Origin of the sequence: Kribbella alba, from assembly GCF_039529635.1 — a bacterium.
GTDB lineage: Bacteria > Actinomycetota > Actinomycetes > Propionibacteriales > Kribbellaceae > Kribbella > Kribbella alba.
Genome location: NZ_BAAANE010000005.1, coordinates 324973 through 349001, shown reverse-complemented (window position 1 = coordinate 349001; position 24029 = coordinate 324973). Strand labels below are relative to the sequence as shown.

The window sequence follows — 24029 nt, the reverse complement described above, 5'->3', positions numbered from 1 at the left end:
ACGGGAATGAAGGGGTGAGCGACTTGCCGGACCGGCTGGTGGCCATGCAGATCGGAGCGGTTTCGTTCGTCGACGAAGGTGTCGACCAGACGCTGGACCTCCTGGCGGACAAGGGCGCGGTGAACGCGTTGTTCCTCGCCACCCCCACCTGGACCAGGGGGACCGGGGGACGGCAGATCCCCGGACACCCGATCCCCGACCACGGGGGATCGGAGTACGACCTCGGCTGGGTGGGTGGCAACTACGCGACCCCGCACCCGCAGTACTACGGGAACACCGTGCTCGGGGCGGTCGGACGGGCTCCCGAGCATCCGGAGCTCGACCTGCTCGCGGAGGTGATCCCGAAGGCCCGCGAGCGCGGGATGAAGTCGTTCGCCTGGATGGAGGAGAGCGGCGGCGCCCGCGAGCTGCGGCGGTACCCGAACTTCGCCAAGGTGCTCGAGGTGGACGCATGGTCGAGGCCGGCCCGGCGGCCGTGCTTCAACAACCCGGACTACCGCAACTGGCATCTGGGGTTCGTCGAGGACTACGTGCAGAGCTACGACCTGGACGGGCTGGCATGGTGTTCGGAGCGGCCCGGCCCGCTGAACCTGTTGATGCAGGGGCCCGTCGACGTCGCCGACATCGGGTGCTTCTGCCCGCACTGCTTGGAGATCGGCCGCGGACGGGGCATCGATGTGGCTCGCGCTCAGCAGGGATACCGCGAGCTGCTGGACTGGAACAACCGGGTAGGTGCCGGTGAGCGACCCGCGGACGGGGCGTTCGTGACGTTCTGGCGGATCCTGCTGAACTTCCCCGAAGTACTGGCCTGGCAGACGTTGTGGACCGAGAGCCAGCGGCAGATCTACCGCGACATCTACGGGGTGGCGAAGGCCTGCGCGCCGCAGGTGCAGGTCGGCTGGCACGTCTACCACAACATCTCGTTCAGCCCGTTCTTCCGGGCGGACCAGGACTACGCGGAGATGGCGAAGTTCTCGGACTTCATCAAGGTGGTGATCTACAACAACTGTGCGGGTCCTCGGTTCTACACCTGGGTGAAGAACATCTGCCGCTCGTTGTTCGCCGATGCGGACCCGGAGGACGTCTACCCGCTGATGATGAAGTTGCTGCAGTTGGACGAGGGCTCGTACGAGAAGCTGCCGCAGACCGGGTTCACCGCCGACTACGTCCGCCGGGAGACCGCCCGGGCAGTCGCCGGGGTCGGCGGGCAGAGCGCGATCTACCCCGGCATCGACATCGACATCCCGGTCGGCGTGACCCGCGAGCGGCTTGAGCCGGCTCGTGACGTCGGCAGCAAGATCAACTGGGACGACAACGAGGGAGAGCTGACCGCCTGTAGTCCGGACGGCGTGCGCGACGCCGTGCTGGCCGCGTTCGAGGGCGGTGCCGAAGGTGTCGTGCTCAGCCGGAAGTACTCGGAGATGCTGCTGGACAACCTGTCGGGTGCCGGCGCCGCGATGAGGAGCCTGGCCGGATGACCGCCGCACCCTGGTACCGGCGCACGCTGCGCTGGGCACAGACCAACCTGACCGAGAAGGACCCGGCCCGGTACGACGCGGACTGGTGGCGTGACCAGTGGCGCCGGACCAGGGTGCAGGGCGCCATCGTCAACGCCGGCGGCATCGTCGCCTACTACCCGAGCAAGTTTCCTTTGCAGCACCGGGCGGAGTTCCTCGGCGATCGAGACCTGTACGGCGAGATCGTGGCGGCGGCACGCTCCGAGGGCCTGGTGGTGCTGGCGCGGATGGACTCCAACCGCGCGCACCAGGAGTTCTACGACGCCCACCCGGACTGGTTCGCGATCGATGCCGACGGCAACCCCTATCGCGCCGGCGACCTGTACGTCGCGTGCGTCACCGGGCCGTACTACCGCGAACACCTGACCGGCGTGCTCGAGGAGATCATCGAGCGGAGCGCGCCCGATGGCATCACCGACAACAGCTGGAGCGGGCTCGACCGGGACCACATCTGCTACTGCCCGAACTGCTCCTCGGCCTTCAAGGAAGCAGCGCGGCTCGATCTTCCCGGACGCGTCGACTGGGACGACCCGGCGTACCGGCGGTGGATCCTTTGGAGTTACCAGCAGCGGATGGCGGTGTGGGACCTCAACAACGAAGTGACGACGAGAGCCGGCGGCCCGGACTGCCTGTGGATCGGGATGAACGGCGGCGATGTAGTTGCTCAGAGCAAGCGGTTGCGGGATGACCGGGCGATCTGCGATCGGACGCCGATCTTCATGCTGGACTCGCAGTACCGGCATGAGGGTGGCGGCTTCCAGGCCAACGGGGACAGCGGCAAGCGCCTGCACGGTCTGCTGGGATGGGAGGCGCTGATCCCGGAGAGCACCGCGATGTACGACGCCGGGACGCCCACGTTCCGCCTCGGCAGCAAGCCGGAGGCGGAGGCGCGGATGTGGGCCGTCGAGGGATTCGCCGGTGGCATCCAGCCGTGGTGGCACCACATCGGCTCGGTGCATGAGGATCGTCGGCAGTACGCGACGGCCGAACCGCTGTTCAGCTGGCATGCAGAGCACGAGCAGTACCTGATCAATCGGGAACCCGTGGCGACCGTCGGCCTGCTGTGGAGTCAGCGCAGCGTTGACTTCCATGGGAAGGATCAGCCGGAGACTCGGAGTCTGCTGCCTTATCGGGGGTTCGTGGATGCGTTGATCCGGGCCAGGATCCCTTATCTGCCGGTGAATGCGGACCATGTGGCGAGGGACTCGGCCGGGCTCTCCGCCATCGTCGTACCGAATGTCGGCGTGCTCACCGACGATCAGTGCGCGGCGCTGCGGGCCTTCGCCGAGGGCGGGGGTGGGCTCGTGGTGACAGGCGAGTCCAGCCTGTACGACGAGTGGGGCGATCGGCGGGACGACTTCGCGCTTGCCGACCTGCTCGGAGTTCACCTGGCCGGCGAACGGCTGGGTGGCGGAGATGCTGTTAGTAGCTGGGAGACCTATGACAACCACAGCTACCTGCGGATCGAGGAGCGCGAGATCGTCGACGGGCTCGGGGACACCGATCTGCTGCCGTTCGGGGGACAACTCCAGGCGGTGCGGACCGACGGCCGGGTGGCGCTGACGTTGGTGCCGCCGTTCCCGATCTACCCGCCGGAGAAGTCGTGGATGGCGGAGCCGCGGACCGCAGTACCGGCTGTCGTGCTGGGTTCTCGGCGGGTTGCCTATCTGGCGGCGGATCTCGATCGGTTGTATGCGCGGTATCACCATCCGGACCACGGTCGGCTGCTGGCCAATCTCGTCCGGTGGGCGGCCCGGGGCGACATCCCGCTGTCGGTCGAGGGCGCCGGCGTACTGGATTGTCACCTCTATCGTCAGGGTGAGACCGTCATCCTCCACCTGATCAACCTCGACCAGGGCGGCGCCTGGCAGGGGCGGCTCGAGGAGTTCACCCCGGCCGGACCGTTCACCGTCCGGCTGCGGGCTGCCGGCTCGCGGGCCGTGTTCCTCGTCTCAGGCGGTGAGGTCGAGGTGAGCGGCCAGGACGACTGGATTACGGTCGAGGTAGCCCGGATCACCGACCACGAAGTCGTGGTCATCCGCTAAAGGCAGTCGTTCCAAAGGCAGTCGTTCGCTAGAGACAGGGAGTCAGGCTGTGTCAGTCGAGGTCACCGGACCGATGGGTGAGCGGTACGACGAGGTGTTGACGCCGCAGGCGCTGGAGTTGATCGGGCGGCTGCATCGCGAGTTCAACGGGCGGCGGCTGGAGTTGCTCGACCGCCGCCGGGCCCGGGTGGAGGAGATCGTGGCGGGCAGCTCTCTCGGGTTCCTGCCGGAGACCAAGGCAGTCCGTGAAGACCCTGACTGGCGGGTGGCCGAGCCGGCGCCCGGGCTGGTGGATCGCAGGGTCGAGATCACCGGGCCGACCGACCGGAAGATGACGATCAACGCGCTCAACTCGGGCGCGAAGGTCTGGCTGGCCGACCACGAGGACGCGAACACCCCGCTGTGGGAGAACGTGGTCGGCGGCCAGCTCAACCTGCTCGACGCGATCACCCGGAAGATCGACTTCAGCTCGGAGGCCGGCAAGGCCTATGAATTGAAGCCCGACGAGGAGCTGGCCACGATCGTGGTCCGGCCGCGTGGCTGGCACCTGCCCGAGAAGCACATCCTGGTCGACGGTGAACGGACGTCGGGCTCGTTGGTCGACTTCGCGCTCTACCTCGCGACCAGTGGGCAGCTGCAACTCGACCGCGGCCAAGGGCCGTACTTCTACCTGCCCAAGATGGAGTCGCACCTCGAGGCGCGGTTGTGGAACGACGTGTTCGTCGCGGCGCAGGAGTTCCTCGGGATCCCGCGCGGCACGATCCGGGCGACCGTGCTGATCGAGACGTTCCCGGCGGCGTTCGAGATGGAGGAGATCCTCTACGAGCTGCGCGAGCACTCGGCCGGGCTGAACGCGGGTCGCTGGGACTTCATGTTCAGCGTGATCAAGACCTATCGGACCCGCGGTACGGACTTCCAGCTGCCGGACCGGAACTCGGTGACGATGACCGTGCCGTTCATGCGGGCGTACACCGAGTTGCTGGTCCGCACGTGTCACAAGCGCGGCGCACACGCGATCGGCGGGATGGCGGCCTTCATCCCGAGCAAGGATCCCGCGGTCAACGAGCAGGCGTTCGCCAAGGTGGAGGCGGACAAGAAGCGTGAGGCCGGCGACGGGTTCGACGGCTCGTGGGTCGCGCATCCGGGCATGGTCGACACCTGCAAGACCGTCTTCGACGAGGTCCTCGGCTCTAGTCCGAACCAGCTGGACAAGCTGCGCGAGGATGTCAACGTGACGGCTGAGCAGCTGCTCGATGTCGCGTCGACCCCGGGCGAGGTGACGGAGGCCGGCCTGCGGAACAACGTGAGCGTGGCCATCCAGTACCTCGCGGCCTGGCTCGAAGGAACCGGCGCGGTCGGCATCTTCAACCTGATGGAAGATGCCGCCACCGCCGAGATCTCGCGCTCCCAGATCTGGCAATGGCGGCACAACAACGTCGTGCTCGACACCGGCGAAACGGTCAGCGCCGACCTCGTCACCCGCATCGCCGACGAGGAGATCGCCAAGCTGGACGGCGGCCCGGCCCACTACGCCGCCGCCCGGGAGACCTTCCTCGAAGTGGCGAATGCCGACGACTACATCGACTTCCTCACCATCCCGGCCTACGAACGCATGCCCTGACGATCCGCCGGCGCGTCCACGTTCACGGTCGGGATGCCGCCACCCGCGCGAGCGATCACGGCCACCGAGATCTCGTCGGTGGGATTGCTCTCGCGGTGCACGGTGAACGCCGGAACGTGGACGAAGTCACCCGCGGTGGCATCCAGGTAATCCGCGAAGTCCTCGAACTCCAACCGCAGTACGCCCGAAACGATGTACAGACACGACTCGTTGAGGTCGTGATGATGCCAGCCGGACACGGCGCCCGGTGCTGTCTCGACCCGCCCGGCCCACAGGGTCGGGAGCTCGAACGCTCGCTTCCGGAGCATGCCGGGGGTCGGGTCGGCCGCCATCAGCTCGCTCTTCCTGATCACGCGAATGGGGTCGCTCATTGCAGCAGTCTGCGCTGCCACTGCTGCAATCGCTACCTGGTCCCCGTGCTCCGTCAGATGCCCGGAGATGTGCTGGGCCAGGTGTCGGCGGCGTCCGGGGGCCCGCGACGGATACGGTCGTGGGCGTCGTCGACGGTGAGGGCCTGGGTGAGGAGCCAGGTGACGCCGGCGCGCTCGTAGTCGGGGAGCGCTGCCGGTGTGGGTTCGGTCGCCTCCGCGTTGCCGATCACGACGACGTCGTACGGCGCGTCTGAAGTCCGGGCGGCTCGGAGGTCGGCGGCGATCTCGGCATACGTCTCGGGCGGGATCACCCCGAGCGGCCACTGCTCGCTGGCCGGGGCGAAACCGTCCCAGCGGGCCGCCCGCCGACGGGGTGCCCGGTATGACCCGCCGGCGCCGACCCAGATCGGGATCCGTGGACGCTGGGCCGGCGTCGGCGCCATCAAGACGCCGTGACAGGTGTAGTAGTTGCCGTCGAAATCCACCGATTCACCGCTCCACAGGCGGTTCACCAGGTCGAGGAACTCGTCGACCACGGCAGCCCTGGTCCGCAGGTCCGCGTGGATCCCGAACGCCGTGAACTGGTCGTCCGGGTGGCCCAGGCCGACGCCGAGCACGAGCCGGCCGCCCGACAGTCGGTCGAGGGTCGCCGTCTGGCGGGCGTACGCCTCCGGTCGCAACCGGGCCACGGCGGTGACGAGAGTGCCGAACCGGATCCGCCGGGTCGCCATCGCTACCGCGGTCAGCGCCACGAGCGCGTCGGCCGCGTCGTCGGAGTCGCCGAGCTTGGCGCGGACCGCTTCGTTGTGTTTGTAGAGCGGCAGCAATTCGTCCCAGATGAAGAACCCGTCCCACCCGGCGTCTTCGGCCGACCGCGCCAGCTCCACCAGCACGGCCACGTCGGCGAACGCACCCTGATTCGGCAGGTAGATCCCGTACCGCATACCGCCTCCCTCACGCCACGCCGGGCAGAGCCGGCAGGCGTTGGTTGCAGCCTGCGGCGCGCCGGAAACACTGTCAACGGCCAGCCGCTGCTGCTGCGAACCGCGGAGGTCATGAGGCCCTCCGGAAGCAGAACGTCCGGAATGAGCTCTACGGTGTCGGCATGACCACCAATGACACCCCCTGGGAACCGCCCCTCGCCGGCAGCGAGGCCGAACACCTCGTCGGTGCGCTCGACCGCCTGCGCGCGACCTTCCGCTGGAAGGCCGACGACCTGGATGCGGCCGGGCTGCAGACGCGTATCGGCGCGTCCTCGCTCACCCTCGGCGGCCTGCTCAAACATCTAGCCTCGGTGGAGGACTACACCACCACCGCCAAGCTGAGCGGCGCGCCGATGGGCGCCCCGTGGGACGCGACCGGCTGGGACGGCAGCAACGACTGGGAATTCACCTCCGCCGCCACCGACACCCCCGACCAGCTGTACGCCCTGTGGGACGGTGCCGTCGAACGTTCCCGGGCAAGGCTCGACGCGGCCCTGGCCGACGGCGGACTCGACCAGCTCGTCCACGTCTCCGACGCCGAAGGTCGCCACGCCAGCCTGCGCCGCCTCGTCTGCGACCTGATCGAGGAGTACGGCCGCCACACCGGCCACGCCGACCTGCTTCGCGAAGCCGTCGACGGCCGCATCGGCGAAGACCCGCCGGCCGGCTGGCACGCCCGATCGGACCTTCCGGCCGTGCGCTGACGCGACGGCACGACTGAGGGTCGACTCACCTGCCCATCGGGCTCAGGTGGACCCAGCTCAGGCTGGTCTCGCCCCCCGCGTGGTGGTCAGAGGACGGCGCCTCGTGGTGCGATCTCCACTGCGGCAACGCCCCGCGCATACAGCACCATGAGCCGATCACCGTGCTTGCATCGAAGCGTGCCGGTGTTGTCAGCAAGCGCCGCGACAGCATGCTCGACGACCTCATCATCACCGAGGACGTCGGGCTCCTCGTACGTGACATCGATGTGATCGCCGCTAGTAAGCCGAACCCGCAACACGATGCCCGCCATCCCGGCAGCCTAGGTCCCACCCCCACCGGCCGCCATCCCCCAACCCAGCCGCGATCCCTCAACGCGGTCTCTGCAGGCGTCTCGACAATTCAGGGTGCGTGATTGTGTGTCCACGCCCCAACAGCGTCGACAGGAGTCGCGGGGAGGCGACGATCGCGCCGTAACGCGGTCGATAGCGTGAATCAGACGACCCAGGAGGGGCCGCGCTAGTACGACAGCCGTAGTTCGTGATGATGCCTCTCGGCAAGGGGGCCGCGGAGGGCTGGGTGGGTGCGGCCCTGACCAAGAGTGGGGACCTGGGACAGGTAGTCGGGGCCTTGAACACGTTATTTCGTGTCCGCGGCCCCTGTTTGGTGTTCAAGGTCACCGCTTCGTGACCGCTGCGCACCACCGAGTCCGGTGCTGATCACTGGCGGCGTGGTTTCGGCGGGGTTCGTGAGCCCCGGAGCGCCAAGGCGATCAACCGCGGCTGATTGCCTCCAGCCGAGCGTACGTACGCCTACTCGCGACCAGTACGTCGAGTTGCGGCGGCACACTGACAACGACGGGGAGCGCCTGACGCAGCAGGGTGTGGCGGATGCTGAGGCGATTGGCCAGGAGTTGCAGCCGCCGTACTCGGCGTTCGTTTCGTCCGGTGCGGAGCGGTCGACCGAGATGCTGGGAATTCTCCGGCGGGCCGCTGGTCAGGAGGAAACGCCGATCCAGGAAGCGGCCGGGCTGCGGTCTGCTGTTGAGGATCGGTGGCGGGATGCGGCCAAGGCAGCGGGAAAGGGCGCGGACGTGGAGGCGATCCGGGCCGTCGACCCGGAGTTCGTCGAGCGGGAGTCGTGGCTGCTCGGTCTCACTTTGCGCGGGATCGCGGACGGGCTGCCGGATGGGGGCCGGGCGCTCGTGGTGGGTCACAGCCCGACGAACGAGGCCGCCGTACTCGGGCTCACGGGCGAGGTCGTCCCCCCCGATGGGCAAGGGCGACGGGATCCTGTTGGTCGAGGATGACGGGCACTATCGCGTGGAAGCGCTCGGCTGACCCCACCGCCGAAGTGCTCAGGCAGCCAGGAAGTCCTCCGTCGCGGGTTCACTTCTGATGCAGAGGGATCAGCGGACGGGTCGTGCGCTACTTGTTGATCTGGGCCTGCAGGGTTTTGGCGTTGGGGGCGATCTCGGCGTAGACGCCGGGGTAGTTGCGGTCGGCACAGCCCTTGCCCCAGGAGACCGTGGCGAGCAGTCGGCCGTTGAGGACCAGGGGGCCGCCCGAGTCACCCTGGCAGGCGTCGCCCGTGCCGTCGAGGTAGCCCGCGCAGACGTTCATGCTCGCCGCGTACCCGTTGTCGACGTACTCCTTGTTCGCCAGGCAGGTGGCGTCGCCGAGATCGGGCGCCGCGAGCTTCTGCAGGGTGTCGTCCGGACCGGTGTTCTGGGTTTGGCCCCAGCCGTAGACGGTCGGTACTGCGCCCTTGCGGTCGGCCTTCGGGTTGGTCTCCAGCCGGATCACCGGTACGCCGGTGAGCGGCCGGGCCAGGGTGAGAATGGCGAAGTCGTTGTGGTTGTTCGCCCGGCTGTAGCCGGGGTGGATCCAGACGCTCCTGATCGCGGAGGTCCGGCCGGTGCTGTCGTCGAGCAGGTCGGTCCGGCCCTGGATCGCCGTGTAGGTGCCGACCGACTTGCTCATGCAGTGCGCGGCGGTGATGACCTTGTTCGCCCGGACCAGGACGCCGCCGCACCACCGGTGGCTCAGCTGCGGCGAGTCCGAAGTGGTCAGGGCGATCGCCCACGGCGCCTCGGAGGTGCTCGCCAACGTGCCACCGACGATCATCCCGCGACCGCTGCCGTGACCCGGCTCGACGCCATCGCCGGCCGGCTGGTCCACCGCCGCCGACACTGCCCCGGACGAGGCGACCAGCAGAATTCCCGCAACAAGAGCAGCACGCTTGAACATGCCAGAGAACCTACTCCACGTGCTCGATCGAACGCGGTAGGTGATGGGCCCTAGCTGGCAACTTGTTGCGAGGTGGTGGCGGTCCAGCGTGCCAGGAGGTCCCGGGCGAAGAGGTTGTCGAGGCCCAGGGAGCAGGCGGCTCCGAAGAGGATGTCGCCGGCCGCCTCGGGGTGTTGCGCGGCGTAGCCGTCACAGAGATCGTGCGCGGCAATCTGTTCGTGGACCGCGTCCGCCTCGACATGTTCGGTGAAGTAGCGGGCCTGGGCCTCGGACGCGCCCAGGCGAGCCGCGCCCGCGGCGTACCGGCGGTTGGGCAGCGTCGAGGTCATCTCGAGGGCCGCGAGATGACCGACGAGTGCGCCGACCCAGCGGCGGTGGACCGCGAAGTACGACATCAGATTGGAGATCGCCAGGGTCACCGCCGGTACGTCGGGGACGTAGTGGCCGTAGGTGTCGTCCAGCCCGAGCCAGCGCATCGTCGTACGGAACAGTTCGGCGTGCATCCTTTCGGGGCGGCCGCCGCCGTACTCGTCGGCCTGGATCTCGACCAGCGCTGCCTTCGCCGGCCCGTCGAGGCGGGGGATGCCGAAGCTGTGCGGGTCGGCCTCCTTGAGCTGGTAGATCGAGCGGTTCCGGACGAACTCGCGGAACTGGTCGAGGTCGGCATGCCGATGCAGGTGCGCCGCAAGCGGTGGTCCGTCGTCCGTGTCGATCAACTCGCGAAGCTGTCGCGAGACAGGGTCGTCGGTCACGACGGGCTGGAAGCTGCTCGTCAGCCACTCGGACCAGGGTTTCTCGAGCCGGGCGCGGAACGCCAGGATCTCCGGGTCCCACTCGGCGTCCGGCGTGACGCCGTCGAAGCCGCGGTAGTGCAGTTCGTAGCAGCACCACAGGGCGAGCTGAAGATCTTCGTCCGCCCACGGCGATGTCCGGTCCACCGTGATCGAGCTCGGCATTGGGCTGCCGCGGCCTTCGAGCCGGCCGATCAGCCAGGCGCTCAGGGGGCCGCGAGGGGGTGGCAGCTGCATCGTCTGTGTCTCCTTCGGTTCGGCCGTCCGGTACCCGAACCAAAACGCTTGTTTTTCGGGTTGGGTACCGGGTAAGCATGAGTGAAGATCAGACCGTGATCCGCGCGTACGAGGACGGCCCGTTGCTGGTGCGCGGTGACTTTCAGCTGCAGGACGAGAACGGCGATCCGATCGACGCGCGCCGCGACACGATTGCCCTCTGCCGATGCGACAAGTCGGCACTGAAGCCATTCTGCGACGGAAGTCACGTCCTGGTCCGCCGTGGTCGGGTCGCCCGAAACGGGTGATTGGATTCGTTGAGTAAGGGCACCGACACGGCAGGAGATGCGAGTTCTCGAGGGCTCGCAAACTCTAGGCCCCGGCGTTGAGACTGACAGCGCCGGGGCTGCCTCATTCCCGCGGCGCTACGGGGAACGGCACTGGGGCGAACTTGGTGCAGACTGGGGGAAGGCCGACGTTCGGGGGATCGGCGCTCCACTAGGAGGTGCCCGATGCAACCCACACCGCTGAGCGATGTCGCGGACGCGATGGCCGACGTGGTCGCGTCGATGCAAGAACCGACGAAGGTCGAGGAGACGCTCGAGCTGATCACTCGCAGCGCCGCCGAGACGATCCCGGGCATCCTGGAGGCGAGCATCTCGATCACCACCAGGGGTGGCGAGATCCAGACCCTCGCGCCGACCGGTCCGAGGGTCGCGCGGGCCGACCACCTGCAGTACGAGCTGCACGAGGGACCCTGCCTGGACGCCGCGATCGAGGAATCCGTCGTCATCGTCAACGACCTCGCCTCGGACCCACGCTGGCCCGATTTCGGGCCGAAGGCGGCTGCGCTCGGGTTCGGTTCGCAGGTGGCGTTCCAGTTCAGGGCGGAGCCCCATGTGCGTGGGGCGCTCAACCTGTACGCCGACGGGCCGTACGGGCTCGACCAGGACTCGATCCACCTGGGCAGCATGTTCGCCGGGCAGATCGCGGTGGCGATGGGCTGGGCCAAGCAGGAGCAGACCCTCACCGAGGCACTGACCACCCGCAACCTGATCGGCCAGGCGGTCGGCATCGTGATGGAGCGCTACCAGCTCGACTCGGACCGAGCCTTCGCCTTCCTCGTTCGCCTCTCTCAGTCCGCCAACAAGAAACTCCGCACCGTAGCCGCCACCCTCGTCGACACCGCCAACGAAGCCGCCAAACGCTGACCTTCAGCCGGCGTGCCGGTGTGACTCCCGGGACTCGATCAGGCTGCCCTCCGGCGGGGTGATCCGTGTCCCCCGCCGGCAGGAACCGGGTACGGCTACTGCTGCAGGGTGGCGATCTTGTCGGCTGCGAACATCGTGTACCAGGGGTCGCCGTTGGGGGCGACCGCGATCCCGAACCGCTCGCTTCACGTGGGGACACGGAACTGCGCAGAGGCGCCCGGCTAGCCCGGTTTTGGGTCTTGCGCGGGGCGAATGAGCCTGTTCGGCCGGTTTTCAGCGAATCCCCGTGTAGGGCCGAGCAGGTGGGGGCACGAGGAGGTATGACTGTCTACGGCTTCCATGCCTCGCATGAACAGGTCCCGCCCACCGACCTGCTGGCAGCGGTGGTGCGGGCCGAACAAGCAGGCTTCACGGCGGCGATGTGTTCGGACCACTTCAGCCCGTGGAGCCGTCGGCAGGGCGAGTCCGGGTTCGCCTGGTCCTGGCTGGGTGCCGCGCTGCAGGCGACCGGGTTGTCCTTCGGTGTCGTGAATGCGCCCGGTCAGCGGTATCACCCGGCGATCATCGCGCAGGCGATCGGAACCCTCGGGTCGATGTATCCGGGCCGGTTCTGGGCCGCGCTCGGCACCGGCGAGGCGAGCAACGAGCACATCACCGGTGGCGGCTGGCCGCGCAAAGACAAGCGCAACAAGAGACTCGGCGAATCCGTCGAGGTGATCCGGAAACTCTTGCAGGGCGAGGAAGTGAGCCACGACGGCCTCGTGACGGTCGATCGCGCCCGGCTCTGGACGCGCCCTGCGGAACCACCCGCGTTGCTCGGGGCCGCGGTGTCGCCGGAAACCGCGGGATGGTGTGCGAGCTGGGCTGACGGGCTGATCACCGTCGCGGCCGAGGAGGACCGGTTGCGCCGGATCATCTCGGCGTACAAGGACAACGGCGGTCGCGGCAAGGTGTGCCTGCAGGTGCATCTGAGCTATGCGGCCGACGAGGACACGGCGCTGGAGCTCGCCCATGAACAGTGGCGGACCAACGTGTTCGCGCCGCCCTTCTGCTGGGACACGGAGACGGTCGAGGCGTTCGACCAGGCGGCGGAGTACTTGCCGCCCGAGGCGATGCACCAGGCCGTGCGGATCTCCGCGGACCCGGCCCGCCATACCGAGTGGCTGGACCGGTACGCCGGGTTGGGGTTCGACGCGATCTACCTGCATCACGTCGGGCAGGAGCAGTCGGAATTCATCGACGTGTTCGGCGACAAAGTACTGCCCCAACTGGAGGTGACCCGCCCGTGAGGCTGACCGAGACCGCCGATCTGTGGTGGAAGAACGCGGTGATCTACTGCCTGGACATCGAGACCTTCTTCGACACCGACGGGGACGGCCGCGGCGACATCCGCGGGTTGTCGCAGCGGATCGACCATCTGGCCGAGCTCGGGGTGACGTGCCTTTGGCTGATGCCGTTCTACCCGACGCCGGACCGTGACGACGGCTACGACATCACCGACTTCTACGGGGTGGACTCACGGCTGGGCTCGCACGGCGACCTGGTCGAGCTGATCACGCTGGCGCAGGACCGGGGCATCCGGGTGATCGCGGACCTCGTCGTGAACCACACGTCCGACCAGCACCCGTGGTTCCAGAGCGCGCGGTCGTCGCGCGACTCGCCGTACCGGGACTGGTACGTCTGGCGGGACGAGCCGCCGCCGGACGCGGACAAGGGCGTCGTGTTCCCGGACCAGGAAACAAGCCTGTGGCAGTACGACGAGCAGGCGGGGCAGTACTACCTGCATCAGTTCTACAAGTACCAACCGGATCTCGACATCGCGCACCCGGAAGTCCGCGAGGAGATCATGCGGGTGATCGGCTTCTGGCTGCAGATGGGGCTTTCCGGGTTCCGCGTCGACGCGGTGCCGTTCCTGATCGACACCGCGGGCGCGCTGGATGCCGCGAACCTGCCCGACCCGCACGACTACCTGAGGGATCTACGGGCCTTCCTGACCCGCCGGACCGGCCGGGCCATCCTGCTCGGCGAGGTCAACCTGCCCTACCCGGACACGCGCAAGTTCTTCGGTGACGAGGACGGCGACGAACTGACGATGTGCTTCGACTTCATCGGCATGCAGAAGATGTACCTGTCGCTGGCCCGGCAGAACCCTGCGGAACTGATCGAGGCCCTGCGGGAGCGGCCCGATCCGCCGGAGGAGGCGCAGTGGGGGACGTTCGTCCGCAACCACGACGAGCTCACCCTGGACAAGCTCACCGACGAGGAGCGCCAGGAGGTGTTCAGCGCCTTCGGGCCGGACAAGGACATGCAACTCTACGGTCGCGGGCTGCGCCGCCGGCTGCCGACGATGCTCGGGAACGACCTGACGCGGATCAAGATGGTCTACAGCCTGCTGTTCTCGCTCCCCGGTACGCCGGTGCTGTTCTACGGCGAGGAGATCGGCATGGGCGAGAACCTCGCGGCGGAGGGGCGCAGCGCAGTACGGACTCCGATGCAGTGGACGAACGGGCCCAACGGCGGGTTCTCCACGGCCGATCCGAAGCAGCTGGCCGGGCCGGTGGTCGAGGGCGAGCTGGGACCGGAGCACGTGAATGTCGCGGCTCAGCGTCGTGACCCGGATTCGTTGCTGAACTGGATCAAGCTGCTGATCCAGCGCTACCGGGAATCGCCCGAGCTGTCCTGGGGGACGTGCACGATCCTGGAGCACGAGTCGCCGACGGTGTTCGCGCACCGGTCGGAGTACGAGAGCGGCTCGGTGATCGCGCTGCACAACTTCTCCGCCGAGCCCGCCGAGGTGACGCTGGCTGTGGCCGGCAGTGGCGTCGGCGTCCGAGTGGCCGATCTGCTGACCGGCAAGCTCGCGGAGGTCGACACCGACGGCACGCTGCGGCACCCGATCGGCCCGTACGGCTGCTGCTGGTTGCGAGTAGTCCATCCCGGCGATCGCTACATCGTCTGAGCACGGAACCGGCCCCGCACGAAGCGGGGCCGGTTCGCGGGTGTTGATCAGGCGCGGTAAGCGGTCCACATGTTGCTGATCCGGGTGCTCTGGCCCGGGGTGAACTGGGTGTAGCAGGAGTCGTAGGAGTAGTCCATGTAGTTGTGGATCGGGTCCAGGCCGGGCAGCGAGCACGAGTCGCGGCCCTCGGGGCAGCCGTTGGTCGAGCTGCTCTGCGCCGGGGTGTCCGAGACCTCGTCGTTGGGGGCCGCGCAGCCGCCCTGGAAGGTGTGGTAGAGCCCGAACCAGTGGCCAGCCTCGTGGGTCGCCGGGGAAATCCTTCGGTGTTCCCGCGGGCGGCCCTTGCAATAAGTAGCAATACTCAGGCGACTTCCGAAGCTCCTCTGCAATACTCGCGGTCGGCCTGCTAGCCGCTGTGAGGAGCTTTCTGTGAGGTTGTGGAAATTTGCTTTGCCTGTTCTGGTTCTTGCGACTGGGGTGACGCCTGCTCAAGGCGTCAGCGATCAGACGGTCTCGTACCGCGGCTACCAGGTGACGGTGCCTGCTAGCTGGCAGGTGGTGGACCTGGCGAAGAACCCGACGGCTTGTGTCCGGTTCGACCGGCCTGCCGTCTACCTGGGGCGCAGTACAGCTCAAGCTGATTGCCCAGCGCATCTTGTTGGTCGCAGCGAGGGTCTCGTGTTGGAGCCGCTCGACAAGCCCGCGCAGTCAACCGACGGCGAGGTTCAGGTCGCTGTGCAGGACGCCGGCGTCCTGGCGACCGCGTACTACGCGCCTGGCGGCGAGCAGTCGGTCCGCAAGGTGCTGAGCACCGGCCAGGTGACGTCGAAGTCCGCCCGCCTCGCCCAGCCGCAAGCCGAAGCTGTCACCCCCTCGATCGTTGCTACCGGCAACTTGACCGGCCAGGCCTTCGACGCGTGCACCGCACCGAGCCAGTCCGCCATGGATGCCTGGCTCTTCCCGAACTCCAACTACAAGGCAATCGGCATCTACATCAGCGGCGGCCTGCGCCGCTGCGGTCAGCCGAACCTGACCTCGAGCTGGGTTGCGGCGAACGCGGCCAAGGGTTGGCAGTTCCTGCTGATCGACGTCGGCATGCAGGCGCCCTGCAGCAACCTGTCCAGCAGGATGTCCACCGACCCGGCCACGGCCCGGAACCAGGGACAGACCGCCGCCGCCAACGCGATCACCCAGGCCCAGGCTCTCGGGTTCGCCCAGCGCAGCGCGATCTACAGCGACATCGAGGCCTACCCCTCGCCCAACGCCACGGTTCCCGCCGGCGTCTGCAAGGCTGCCGTGCTCTCCTACTTGAGTGGTTGGACCGTCGGGCTGAACAGCCGCGGCTACGTCAGCGGCGCCTACGTTGGTGCGGCCTCAGGCGCTGCCGACCTGTCCAGCGTCTACAACGGCACCACCTACACCCGGCCGGACAACATCTGGTTCGCCCGATACAGCACCCCGCCGGTCACCGACACCTCGGATAACAAGTACATCCCCGCGACTTACTGGGCGAACCACCAGCGGGTCCACCAGTACGTGGGCGGGCATGACGAGACGTACGGTGGCGTGACGATCAACATCGACAGCAACGCAGTGGACCTGACCGCACCGCCTGCGGCCCTCACGAGCTTCACCGCCACCGGCGCGGCCGGCTCGGCAGCCCTCCGCTGGACTGTTCCGTCCGGCACCACCCTCGGCCAGGTCGTCGTCCGCCGCAACACCGGCACCACCCCGCCCGCCCTGCCGAACAACGGCACCGCGGTCTACGCGGGGACGGCCAGTACTACGACCGCCACGGGCCTGGCGAATGCCACCAGCTACGCGTTCCGGGCCTGGGTGAAGGACAGCAGCGGCAAGGTCGGCCCTCCGAGCGACCTGCTCCTGACCGGCACGGGCTCAACCGTTGCCGCCAGTGCCTCGGCGATCGCCTACCAGGGCTCGGTGACGCTCTACAGCCGGGTGACCCGGGTCGACACCAAGGCCGGGGTGGTCGGCGTACCGATGTCCCTCTACTCGCGGCCGAAGAACGGCACGACCTGGACCGAGGTCGCCCGGACCACTTCGAGCGGCTCGGGCTCGGTCGCCTCGGTGCAGAAGCCGACGGTTTCCACCGTGTATGTCTGGGGTTACAACGGGTCGACCGACGGCCTGCTGGGGTCGCGCAGCGCCTACTCCACGGTCGAGGTGCGGCCGACGATCACGGCGAGCCTCACCGTCGCCTCGATCAACCTCGGCGCGAGCACGGCGTTCTACGGTTACCTCCGGCCGCAGCACCCCGGCACGACCGTCTATCTGCAGCGCCAGTCCGGCGCCAGTTGGCCGACCGTGGGCACGACCAAGCTGAACTCCACCGGCAATTACGCCTTCAGCATCAAGCCCACGGCCCGCGGCACCTTCAACTACCGCGTCGTCTGGCTGGCCGACGCCGACCACGCCACCACCGTCAGCGCAGTGAAGTCCGTCACCGTCAAGTGACATAACGCACGCCCCGGGCCGCCTCGAACGGCCCGGGGCAGGTGAACTTCGGGCACGAAAACACGCCACGGTTCTTGGGTTGGGGGTAGGGGTGGCTACTGTCGTCAGGTGCAGAAATGGCCTGGTCGTCCCTATCCCCTCGGAGCCACGTATGACGGCTCCGGAACGAACTTCGCGCTGTTCTCGGAGGTTGCCGAACAAGTTGACCTGGCACTGATCGGCGACGACGGGTCCGAGCAGTTGGTCCAGCTCACCGAGGTGGACGGGTTCGTCTGGCACGCGTATCTGCCGTCGGTCCAGCCCGGTCAGCGGTACGGATACCGCGTGCACGGGCCGTACGACCCGGCCAACGGCCTGCGGTGCAACCCCTCCAAGCTGCTGCTGGACCCGTATGCGAAGGCGATCGACGGACAGGTCGACGCCGACGAGTCTCTGTTCAGTTACCGGTTCGCCAAGCCGGACGAGCTGAACACGATGGACAACCGCGGTCACACCATGCTGTCGGTGGTCACCAATCCGTTCTTCGACTGGGGCAACGACCGGCCGCCGGGCCACAAGTACCACGAGACGGTGATCTACGAGGCGCACGTGAAGGGTCTGACCAAGACCCACCCGGGCCTGCCGGAGGAGATCCGCGGCACGTATGCCGGGATCGGCCACCCGGCGATCATCGAGCACCTCAAGGAGCTCGGGGTGACCGCGATCGAGCTGATGCCGGTGCACCAGTTCGCCCAGGACGGTCACCTGCAGGAGCGCGGGCTGACCAACTACTGGGGTTACAACACGATCGGCTTCTTCGCCCCGCACAACGCGTACGCGGCCAACGGCACCCGCGGCCAGCAGGTGACCGAGTTCAAGACGATGGTGCAGGCGCTGCACGAGGCCGACATCGAGGTGATCCTCGACGTGGTCTACAACCACACCGCCGAGGGCAACGAGTTCGGCCCGACCCTGTCGTTCAAGGGCATCGACAACGCGGCGTACTACCGGCTGGTGGACTCCGACAAGTCCCACTACTACGACACCACCGGCACCGGGAACAGCCTGCTGATGCGGCACCCGCATGTGCTGCAGCTGATCATGGACTCCCTGCGTTACTGGGTGACCGAGATGCACGTCGACGGGTTCCGCTTCGACCTGGCTGCCACGCTGGCCCGCCAGTTCCATGAGGTTGACAGGCTGTCGGCGTTCTTCGACCTGGTCCAGCAGGACCCGGTGGTGAGCCAGGTGAAACTGATCGCCGAGCCGTGGGACGTTGGCGACGGCGGCTACCAGGTGGGGAACTTCCCGCCCCTGTGGACCGAGTGGAACGGCAAGTACCGCGACACGGTGCGGGATTTCTGGCGCGGCGAGAAGTACACGCTGGCCGAGTTCGCCTCCCGGCTGACCGGTTCGTCCGACCTCTACCAGGACGACAGCCGTCGGCCGTTGGCAAGTATCAACTTCGTCACCGCGCACGACGGCTTCACGCTGCGCGACCTGGTCTCGTACAACGACAAGCACAACGACGCGAACGGCGAGGGCGGCAAGGACGGCGAGAGTCACAACCGCTCGTGGAACTGCGGCGTCGAGGGTGAGACCGACGACCCGGCCGTGCTGACGCTGCGGGCCCGCCAGCAGCGCAACTTCCTGACCACCCTGCTGATCTCGCAGGGCGTCCCGATGCTCGCGCACGGTGACGAGTTGGGCCGCACGCAGAAGGGCAACAACAACGTCTACTGCCAGGACAACGAACTCTCCTGGGTGAACTGGAACCTGTCCGACTCGCAGAAGGAACTGCTGGAGTTCACCCGCCGCCTGGTGAAACTGCGCAATGAACACCCGGTACTGCGACGGCGCAGGTTCTTCCACGGCGACACGGGTGTCGACGGCCTGGGCGACCTGGTGTGGTTCACCCCGGAGGGCACCGAGATGCAGGACGGCGACTGGAGCCGGGACGACGCCCGCGCGGTTGCGGTGTTCCTGAACGGCGACGCGATCTCCGAGCCGGATCCGCGCGGTGAACCGGTGGTGGACGACTCGTTCCTGATCCTGCTGAACAGCGACCACCAGCCGACGGACTTCCTGCTGCCCGCCAAGGAGTACGGCGAGTCCTGGCAGGTGGTTGTGGACACCAGCACCGCCACCGGCACCGCGACCGGCGGAGCCGCTGACGAGCAGCACAAGGCCGGCAGCACGATCAAGATCGAGGCCCGCGGCACTCTGGTCCTGACCCGGACGCGCCAGGCGGCGGAATGACAGCGGTCCCGCACGCCACCTACCGGCTGCAGGTGCACGCCGGATTCGGGTTCGACGACGCCGCGGAGGTCGTGTCGTACCTGCACAGCCTCGGGATCTCACACGTCTACCTGTCCCCGATCCTGCAGGCCGCGCCCGGTTCCACCCACGGGTACGACGTGGTCGACCACAGCAGATTGTCCGAGGCCGCCGGGGGACAAGCGGCGTTCGACCGGCTGGCCGCGACGCTGGCGGACCACCGGATGGGCGCGATCGCGGACGTAGTACCGAATCATGTCGCGGTGCCGACGCCCGCACGGCTCAATACCGCGCTGTGGTCGGTACTGCGGGACGGGCCGGGCTCGCCCTATGCGGAGTGGTTCGACGTCGACTGGGGGTCGGGGAACCAGCCGCTGCTGATGGCGGTGCTCGGTAACCGGATCGGCAAGGTGCTCGCCGACGGTGAGCTGTCGGTCGACGGTGATGTGCTGCGCTACTACGACCACGAGTTCCCGCTGCGGCCGGGCACCGAGAACCTGCCGATCGCCGAGCTGGTGACCGAGCAGTGGTATCGCCTGGCGCACTGGCGGGTCGCGGACGAGGAGCTGAACTACCGGAGGTTCTTCGACGTCGACACGCTGGCCGCTGTCCGGGTGGAGAACCAGGCGGTCTTCGAGGCCACCCACGAGCTGCTGTTCGCGCTGCTGCACGAGGGCAAGCTCAACGGCTTCCGCATCGACCACCCGGACGGTCTTGCCGATCCGCGCGGCTACCTGCGCCGGCTGGCCGAGCGTACGGGTGGCGCGTGGGTCGTGGTGGAGAAGATCCTCGAGGGCGACGAGGAGCTGCCGCGGGACTGGCCCTGTGCCGGCACCACCGGGTACGACGCTCTGCTGCGAGTCGGGGGACTCTTCGTGGACCCGGCCGGGGCCGCACCGCTGTCCGCCTTCCACTCGGAGCTCACGGGCGAGCCCGCCGACTTCGCCCCGGTCGTGGAGCAGGCCAAGCGGGAGGTGGTGCAGCACGGGCAGTACGCCGAGGTTCACCGGCTGGTGGAGCTCCTGGCCCGGATCTGCCAGGACGACGTACGCCTTCGCGACCACACGCGCCGCGCCTTCCACGAGGTCGTCGTCGAGCTGCTGGTGAACTTCGACCGGTACCGCGCGTACGTAGTACCGGGTGAGCAGCCTGATGCCACCGCGGTGCGGGCCATGGAACACGCGACCGAGCTGTCGCGGCGCAACCTGGACGACGAGCTGCAGGAGACGCTGGAGCTGGTCCGGGATCTCCTGCTCGGGCGGGAAGCCGGCACCGCGAGCAGGATCGACGAGGACGCGCGGCACGAGCTGATCGTGCGGTTCCAGCAGACCTGCGGGCCGGTGATGGCCAAGGGCGTCGAGGACACCGCCTTCTACCGGTGGTTCCGGTTGAGCTCGCTGAACGAGGTCGGTGGCGATCCGGAGCATTTCGGCGTCTCGCCCGAGGAGTTCCACGCGTATGCCGCGAGGCTGAACGACCACTGGCCGCGCACGATGACCACGTTGTCCACGCACGACACCAAGCGCTCCGAGGATGTCCGGGCCCGGCTCGCCGTACTGTCGGAGCAGCCCGCGGCCTGGATTGAGGCCGTCAGGTCGTGGCGGCAGCTCTCCGTCGACTACTGCGACGCCGCCCTCGACGGCAGCACGGAGTACTTGGTCTGGCAGACGTTGTTCGGCACCTGGGAGAACGGCCCCCTGGCCGAGGACCGCCTGCAGGCGTACCTGCTGAAGGCGATCCGGGAGGCCAAGCGGCACACGAGCTGGACGTCTCCCGTCGAGGAGTACGAACAAGCCGTCGCTTCGCTCGCGACCGCAGTACTGGCTGACAAGGCTGTGCTCGATTCCGTACGCCGGTTCGCCGACGGGCAGGCGGAGTTCGTCAGGGCCGCGACGCTCGGGCAGAAACTCGTCCAGCTGACGATGCCGGGTGTGCCGGATGTTTATCAGGGCAGCGAGTTCGTCGATCTGTCGCTGGTGGATCCGGACAACCGGCGACCGGTGGACTACAAACGCCGGATCGAGCGGCTGGCCCGGCTGGACGACGGTGCTCACCCGGACGGCTTGGCGGACGAGAAGCTGCTGGTGACGTCCCGGGCACTGCGGTTGCGCCGGCAGCATCCGGAGGCCTTCGCCGGGAGCTACACGCCGCTGCCGACCTCCAGCGGGCATGCCGTCGCGTTCGCACGCGGCGGCGAGGTCGTCACGATCGCGACCCGGCTTCCGGTCGCGTTGCATCGGCTGGGCGGTTGGGGCGAGAGCACTGTCGTCCTGCCCGAGGGCGACTGGAAAGACGTGTTGACCGGGCGGTCGGTGGGTAGTGGAGCGGCTCGGATCAATGAGCTGCTGGCTGATCTCCCGGTGGCCCTGCTGACAAGGAGCTGACTGTGCCCAAGTTCACCGTCTGGGCCCCTGACGCGTCTGCTGTCTCCCTGGTGCTTTCGTCCGGCTCTGTTCCTATGACCAAGGCTGCTGATGGTTGGTGGTCGGCTGAGGCCGAGGGTGGGCACGGGACCGACTACGCGTTCTCCGTCGACGGCAGTGACCCGATCCCTGATCCCCGGAGCCCCTGGCAACCGAACGGCGTCCACGGTTTCAGCAGGGTCTTCGACACCAGCCGCTTCGCCTGGAGCGATGCCGACTGGGCCGGACGCGACGCCCGAGGCGCCGTCTTCTACGAGCTGCACCTCGGTACGTTCACGCCCGAGGGCACGCTTGATGCCGCTGCCGAGCACCTGGACTACCTGGTGGCTCTCGGTGTCGAGATGGTGTCGCTGATGCCGGTCGCGGCCTTCCCCGGGCGACACGGCTGGGGTTACGACGGGGTGGATCTGTATGCGGTGCACGAGCCCTATGGAGGGCCGGAGGCGCTGCAGCGATTCGTCGATCGGTGCCACGCGGTCGGGTTGGCCGTCTGCCTGGACGTGGTCTACAACCACCTCGGGCCGAGCGGGAACTACCTCGATACGTTCGGGCCGTACTTCACCTCGCGCCACACGACGCCCTGGGGCCCGGCGGTCAACCTGGACGACGACGGCAGCGTCGAGGTGCGGCGATTCATCTGCGACAACGCGCTGCGCTGGTTCCGGGAGTTCCACGTCGACGCCTTGCGATTGGACGCAGTACACGCTCTTGCTGACGACAGCCCACGGCATTTGTTGGCGCAGTTGTCGGAGGAGACGGCCGACTTGGCGGCGGAGCTCGGGCGGCCGCTGGGGCTGGTCGCGGAGTCCGACCTGAACGACCCGCGCATGGTCGAGCCGGTCGCTGACGGCGGGCTCGGGATGACCGCGCAATGGAGTGACGACTTCCACCATGCGCTGCACACGCTGCTGACCGGGGAGCGAGCCGGGTACTACGTGGACTTCGGTGAGCCCGGGGTGTTCGCCAAGACGCTCACCCAGGTGTTCCTGCACGACGGGTCCTACTCGACCTTCCGCGGCACGGACTGGGGGCGCCCGGTGGACCCCAAGCGGCACCGCGGCTGGGAGTTCCTCGCGTACACCTCGAACCACGACCAGGTCGGCAACCGCGCGCTCGGCGACCGGCCCGCTCTGACGCCCGGCCAGCTGGCGATCGGTGCGGCCCTGGTGATCACGTCGCCCTACACGCCGATGGTGTTCATGGGTGAGGAATGGGGCGCCTCCACGCCGTGGCGGTTCTTCACCGACCACTCGGAGCCCGAACTCGCCGAGGCCGTCCGGACCGGCCGGCGCCGTGAGTTCGCGTCGTACGGGTGGGATGCCGAGGAGATCCCCGACCCGCAGGATCCGGAGACCTGGCGGAGCTCGGTGCTCGACTGGACCGAGGTGGACGCCTCGCCGCACCGCGAACTGCTCGCCTGGTATCGCGACCTGCTCGCGCTGCGGGCCCGCAGCGCGGACCTGCGCAACGACCGGCTGGACTCGGTGGACATCTCCTACGACCCGGACGGCTCGTGGCTGGTGATCACCCGGGGCGCCCTCCGGGTCGTGGCGAACCTCGAAGCCGCCGAGCTGGTGGTGCCGCTCGACCGCGTCCCGGCGTACGAGGTGCTCTCGTTCGGCGGGGCCGAAATCGTCACTCACGGTATTCGGATTCCCGGCCACGGCGTGGGCGTTTTCGGCGGGTGAATTGCTTTCGGACTTGAAGAAAGTGGCGTCGAAATGTGGCGGAAACTCTTTTGCTGTTGGATAAGTTCTGGACATAGCGGTCGATATCGTGGGAAACGTCCGTTTGCCGGAGGGTACTTGACGATTCACTTGTGTCGAAGGTACCTGGTAACGGACTGTTGAGAAGCCAGCAGGGAGCAGTCACGGGGGCAACGGGAGGTCATCGATGACAGTCGGAGGCGTCGACACTTACTACGACTACGAAGAGAAGCAGTGGAAGAGCAGGAGGCTGGGCGGCGGACCGATTCGCCGAGGCCCGGTCTGCCCAGCGCCACGAACCGTCGAGCACCAACCGGTCGAGCGACGAGCGGTCGGCCGAGACCACACCAGCAACCCCAAGGACGACAAAGTCCTGAGCTGATCCGGCCTCGGGTGGCCAGCACCGCCAGGCCCGACCACCCAGCCCCAGCCATACGACCCCGCCGGGTGCCGAGTACCAGGGCACCCGGCCTGTCATGCCCGCCCGTCCCGCGCGGCGATCCC

20 protein-coding genes are annotated in these 24029 nt (G+C 67.9%); 14 read left to right on the top strand and 6 right to left on the bottom strand.

The genetic code is table 11. The features are described 5' to 3' along the window. The first annotated feature begins 14 nt into the window (after positions 1–14). Genes ABD210_RS16910 through aceB form a run of 3 tightly spaced genes read left to right on the top strand, consistent with a single transcriptional unit; the run spans position 15 to position 5183 of the window. Complete coding sequence (locus ABD210_RS16910) at positions 15–1478, top strand: alpha-amylase family protein (protein ID WP_344112487.1); 1464 nt, start codon at positions 15–17, stop codon at positions 1476–1478. Beyond that, a complete protein-coding gene (locus tag ABD210_RS16905; protein WP_344112485.1) occupies positions 1475–3562 on the top strand; it encodes an alpha-amylase family protein in 2088 nt (695 codons plus the stop codon). Before ABD210_RS16910 ends, ABD210_RS16905 begins: the two co-directional genes overlap by 4 nt. A gap of 49 nt (positions 3563–3611) precedes the next feature. After that, positions 3612–5183 carry a malate synthase A gene (aceB, locus tag ABD210_RS16900; protein WP_344112482.1) on the top strand — a complete coding sequence of 524 codons (1572 nt, stop codon included), beginning with the start codon at positions 3612–3614 and terminating at the stop codon, positions 5181–5183. Here the strand turns inward: aceB and ABD210_RS16895 are convergent. Both ABD210_RS16895 and ABD210_RS16890 read right to left on the bottom strand, forming a co-directional pair. After that, entirely contained in the window at positions 5165–5554 is a 390-nt protein-coding gene (locus ABD210_RS16895; RefSeq protein WP_344112481.1) for a cupin domain-containing protein, read from the bottom strand. The genes aceB and ABD210_RS16895 overlap by 19 nt on opposite strands. A gap of 53 nt (positions 5555–5607) precedes the next feature. Next, positions 5608–6498: a TIGR03619 family F420-dependent LLM class oxidoreductase gene (locus ABD210_RS16890; protein WP_344112480.1), complete on the bottom strand. Its 891-nt coding sequence runs from the start codon at positions 6496–6498 to the stop codon at positions 5608–5610. A gap of 161 nt (positions 6499–6659) precedes the next feature. Between ABD210_RS16890 and ABD210_RS16885 the strand changes: the two genes are divergently transcribed. After that, entirely contained in the window at positions 6660–7241 is a 582-nt protein-coding gene (locus tag ABD210_RS16885; protein WP_344112479.1) for a mycothiol transferase, read from the top strand. Positions 7242–7327: 86 nt separating this feature from the next. On the opposite strand, the gene ABD210_RS16880 is transcribed toward ABD210_RS16885, so the two are convergent. Then, the gene (locus ABD210_RS16880; protein ID WP_344112478.1) at positions 7328–7552 is read right to left on the bottom strand and encodes a hypothetical protein; all 225 of its coding nucleotides are present in this window, start codon (positions 7550–7552) and stop codon (positions 7328–7330) included. Positions 7553–8074: 522 nt separating this feature from the next. Between ABD210_RS16880 and ABD210_RS16875 the strand changes: the two genes are divergently transcribed. After that, positions 8075–8548 (top strand): hypothetical protein, encoded by a 474-nt coding sequence (locus tag ABD210_RS16875; protein WP_344112477.1) that lies wholly within the window; start codon positions 8075–8077, stop codon positions 8546–8548. 118 nt (positions 8549–8666) lie between these two features. Here the strand turns inward: ABD210_RS16875 and ABD210_RS16870 are convergent, their stop codons facing one another. Continuing rightward, the gene (locus tag ABD210_RS16870) at positions 8667–9488 is read right to left on the bottom strand and encodes a S1 family peptidase (protein WP_344112475.1); all 822 of its coding nucleotides are present in this window, start codon (positions 9486–9488) and stop codon (positions 8667–8669) included. A 50-nt stretch (positions 9489–9538) separates the two neighbouring features. Next, positions 9539–10516 carry an iron-containing redox enzyme family protein gene (locus tag ABD210_RS16865; RefSeq protein WP_344112474.1) on the bottom strand — a complete coding sequence of 326 codons (978 nt, stop codon included), beginning with the start codon at positions 10514–10516 and terminating at the stop codon, positions 9539–9541. A gap of 77 nt (positions 10517–10593) precedes the next feature. On the opposite strand from ABD210_RS16865, the gene ABD210_RS16860 reads away from it, so the two are divergent. The 4 genes from ABD210_RS16860 to ABD210_RS16845 all read left to right on the top strand — a co-directional run bounded on the left by ABD210_RS16860 (position 10594) and on the right by ABD210_RS16845 (position 14665). Further along, complete coding sequence (locus ABD210_RS16860; RefSeq protein ID WP_344112473.1) at positions 10594–10803, top strand: CDGSH iron-sulfur domain-containing protein; 210 nt, start codon at positions 10594–10596, stop codon at positions 10801–10803. 204 nt (positions 10804–11007) lie between these two features. Further along, positions 11008–11706, top strand: coding sequence for a GAF and ANTAR domain-containing protein (locus tag ABD210_RS16855; protein WP_344112471.1), 699 nt, complete (start codon positions 11008–11010; stop codon positions 11704–11706). Positions 11707–12026: 320 nt separating this feature from the next. Further along, the gene (locus ABD210_RS16850) at positions 12027–12995 is read left to right on the top strand and encodes a TIGR03885 family FMN-dependent LLM class oxidoreductase (protein WP_344112470.1); all 969 of its coding nucleotides are present in this window, start codon (positions 12027–12029) and stop codon (positions 12993–12995) included. Next, positions 12992–14665, top strand: a complete 1674-nt coding sequence (locus ABD210_RS16845; RefSeq protein WP_344112469.1) for an alpha-amylase family protein — start codon at positions 12992–12994, stop codon at positions 14663–14665. The genes ABD210_RS16850 and ABD210_RS16845 overlap by 4 nt, the downstream gene beginning before the upstream one ends. A gap of 47 nt (positions 14666–14712) precedes the next feature. Here ABD210_RS16845 and ABD210_RS16840 read toward each other — a convergent pair whose 3' ends face one another. Next, positions 14713–15054: a M43 family zinc metalloprotease gene (locus tag ABD210_RS16840; RefSeq protein WP_344112468.1), complete on the bottom strand. Its 342-nt coding sequence runs from the start codon at positions 15052–15054 to the stop codon at positions 14713–14715. Between the two features lie 40 nt (positions 15055–15094). On the opposite strand from ABD210_RS16840, the gene ABD210_RS16835 reads away from it, so the two are divergent. The 5 genes from ABD210_RS16835 to ABD210_RS16815 all read left to right on the top strand — a co-directional run bounded on the left by ABD210_RS16835 (position 15095) and on the right by ABD210_RS16815 (position 23907). Further along, positions 15095–17140, top strand: coding sequence for a DUF1906 domain-containing protein (locus ABD210_RS16835; protein ID WP_344112467.1), 2046 nt, complete (start codon positions 15095–15097; stop codon positions 17138–17140). A 108-nt stretch (positions 17141–17248) separates the two neighbouring features. Then, entirely contained in the window at positions 17249–19378 is a 2130-nt protein-coding gene (gene glgX / locus ABD210_RS16830; protein WP_344112466.1) for a glycogen debranching protein GlgX, read from the top strand. Further along, positions 19375–21780, top strand: coding sequence for a malto-oligosyltrehalose synthase (treY, locus tag ABD210_RS16825; protein WP_344112464.1), 2406 nt, complete (start codon positions 19375–19377; stop codon positions 21778–21780). Before glgX ends, treY begins: the two co-directional genes overlap by 4 nt. Positions 21781–21782: 2 nt before the next feature. Continuing rightward, the gene (treZ, locus tag ABD210_RS16820; protein ID WP_344112463.1) at positions 21783–23507 is read left to right on the top strand and encodes a malto-oligosyltrehalose trehalohydrolase; all 1725 of its coding nucleotides are present in this window, start codon (positions 21783–21785) and stop codon (positions 23505–23507) included. Between the two features lie 205 nt (positions 23508–23712). After that, positions 23713–23907, top strand: a complete 195-nt coding sequence (locus ABD210_RS16815) for a hypothetical protein (protein WP_344112461.1) — start codon at positions 23713–23715, stop codon at positions 23905–23907. Positions 23908–24029: the final 122 nt, after the last annotated feature.

Bases quoted from the DNA above. Each gene is read 5' to 3' on its own strand.
- ABD210_RS16880 (WP_344112478.1), bottom strand. From the start codon at position 7,552: ATGGCGGGCATCGTGTTGCGGGTTCGGCTTACTAGCGGCGATCACATC.
- ABD210_RS16905 (WP_344112485.1), top strand. From the start codon at position 1,475: ATGACCGCCGCACCCTGGTACCGGCGCACGCTGCGCTGGGCACAGACC.
- ABD210_RS16865 (WP_344112474.1), bottom strand. From the start codon at position 10,516: ATGCAGCTGCCACCCCCTCGCGGCCCCCTGAGCGCCTGGCTGATCGGC.
- ABD210_RS16870 (WP_344112475.1), bottom strand. From the start codon at position 9,488: ATGTTCAAGCGTGCTGCTCTTGTTGCGGGAATTCTGCTGGTCGCCTCG.
- ABD210_RS16885 (WP_344112479.1), top strand. From the start codon at position 6,660: ATGACCACCAATGACACCCCCTGGGAACCGCCCCTCGCCGGCAGCGAG.
- ABD210_RS16815 (WP_344112461.1), top strand. From the start codon at position 23,713: ATGACAGTCGGAGGCGTCGACACTTACTACGACTACGAAGAGAAGCAG.
- ABD210_RS16895 (WP_344112481.1), bottom strand. From the start codon at position 5,554: ATGAGCGACCCCATTCGCGTGATCAGGAAGAGCGAGCTGATGGCGGCC.
- ABD210_RS16890 (WP_344112480.1), bottom strand. From the start codon at position 6,498: ATGCGGTACGGGATCTACCTGCCGAATCAGGGTGCGTTCGCCGACGTG.
- treY (WP_344112464.1), top strand. From the start codon at position 19,375: ATGACAGCGGTCCCGCACGCCACCTACCGGCTGCAGGTGCACGCCGGA.
- ABD210_RS16855 (WP_344112471.1), top strand. From the start codon at position 11,008: ATGCAACCCACACCGCTGAGCGATGTCGCGGACGCGATGGCCGACGTG.
- ABD210_RS16850 (WP_344112470.1), top strand. From the start codon at position 12,027: ATGACTGTCTACGGCTTCCATGCCTCGCATGAACAGGTCCCGCCCACC.
- ABD210_RS16860 (WP_344112473.1), top strand. From the start codon at position 10,594: ATGAGTGAAGATCAGACCGTGATCCGCGCGTACGAGGACGGCCCGTTG.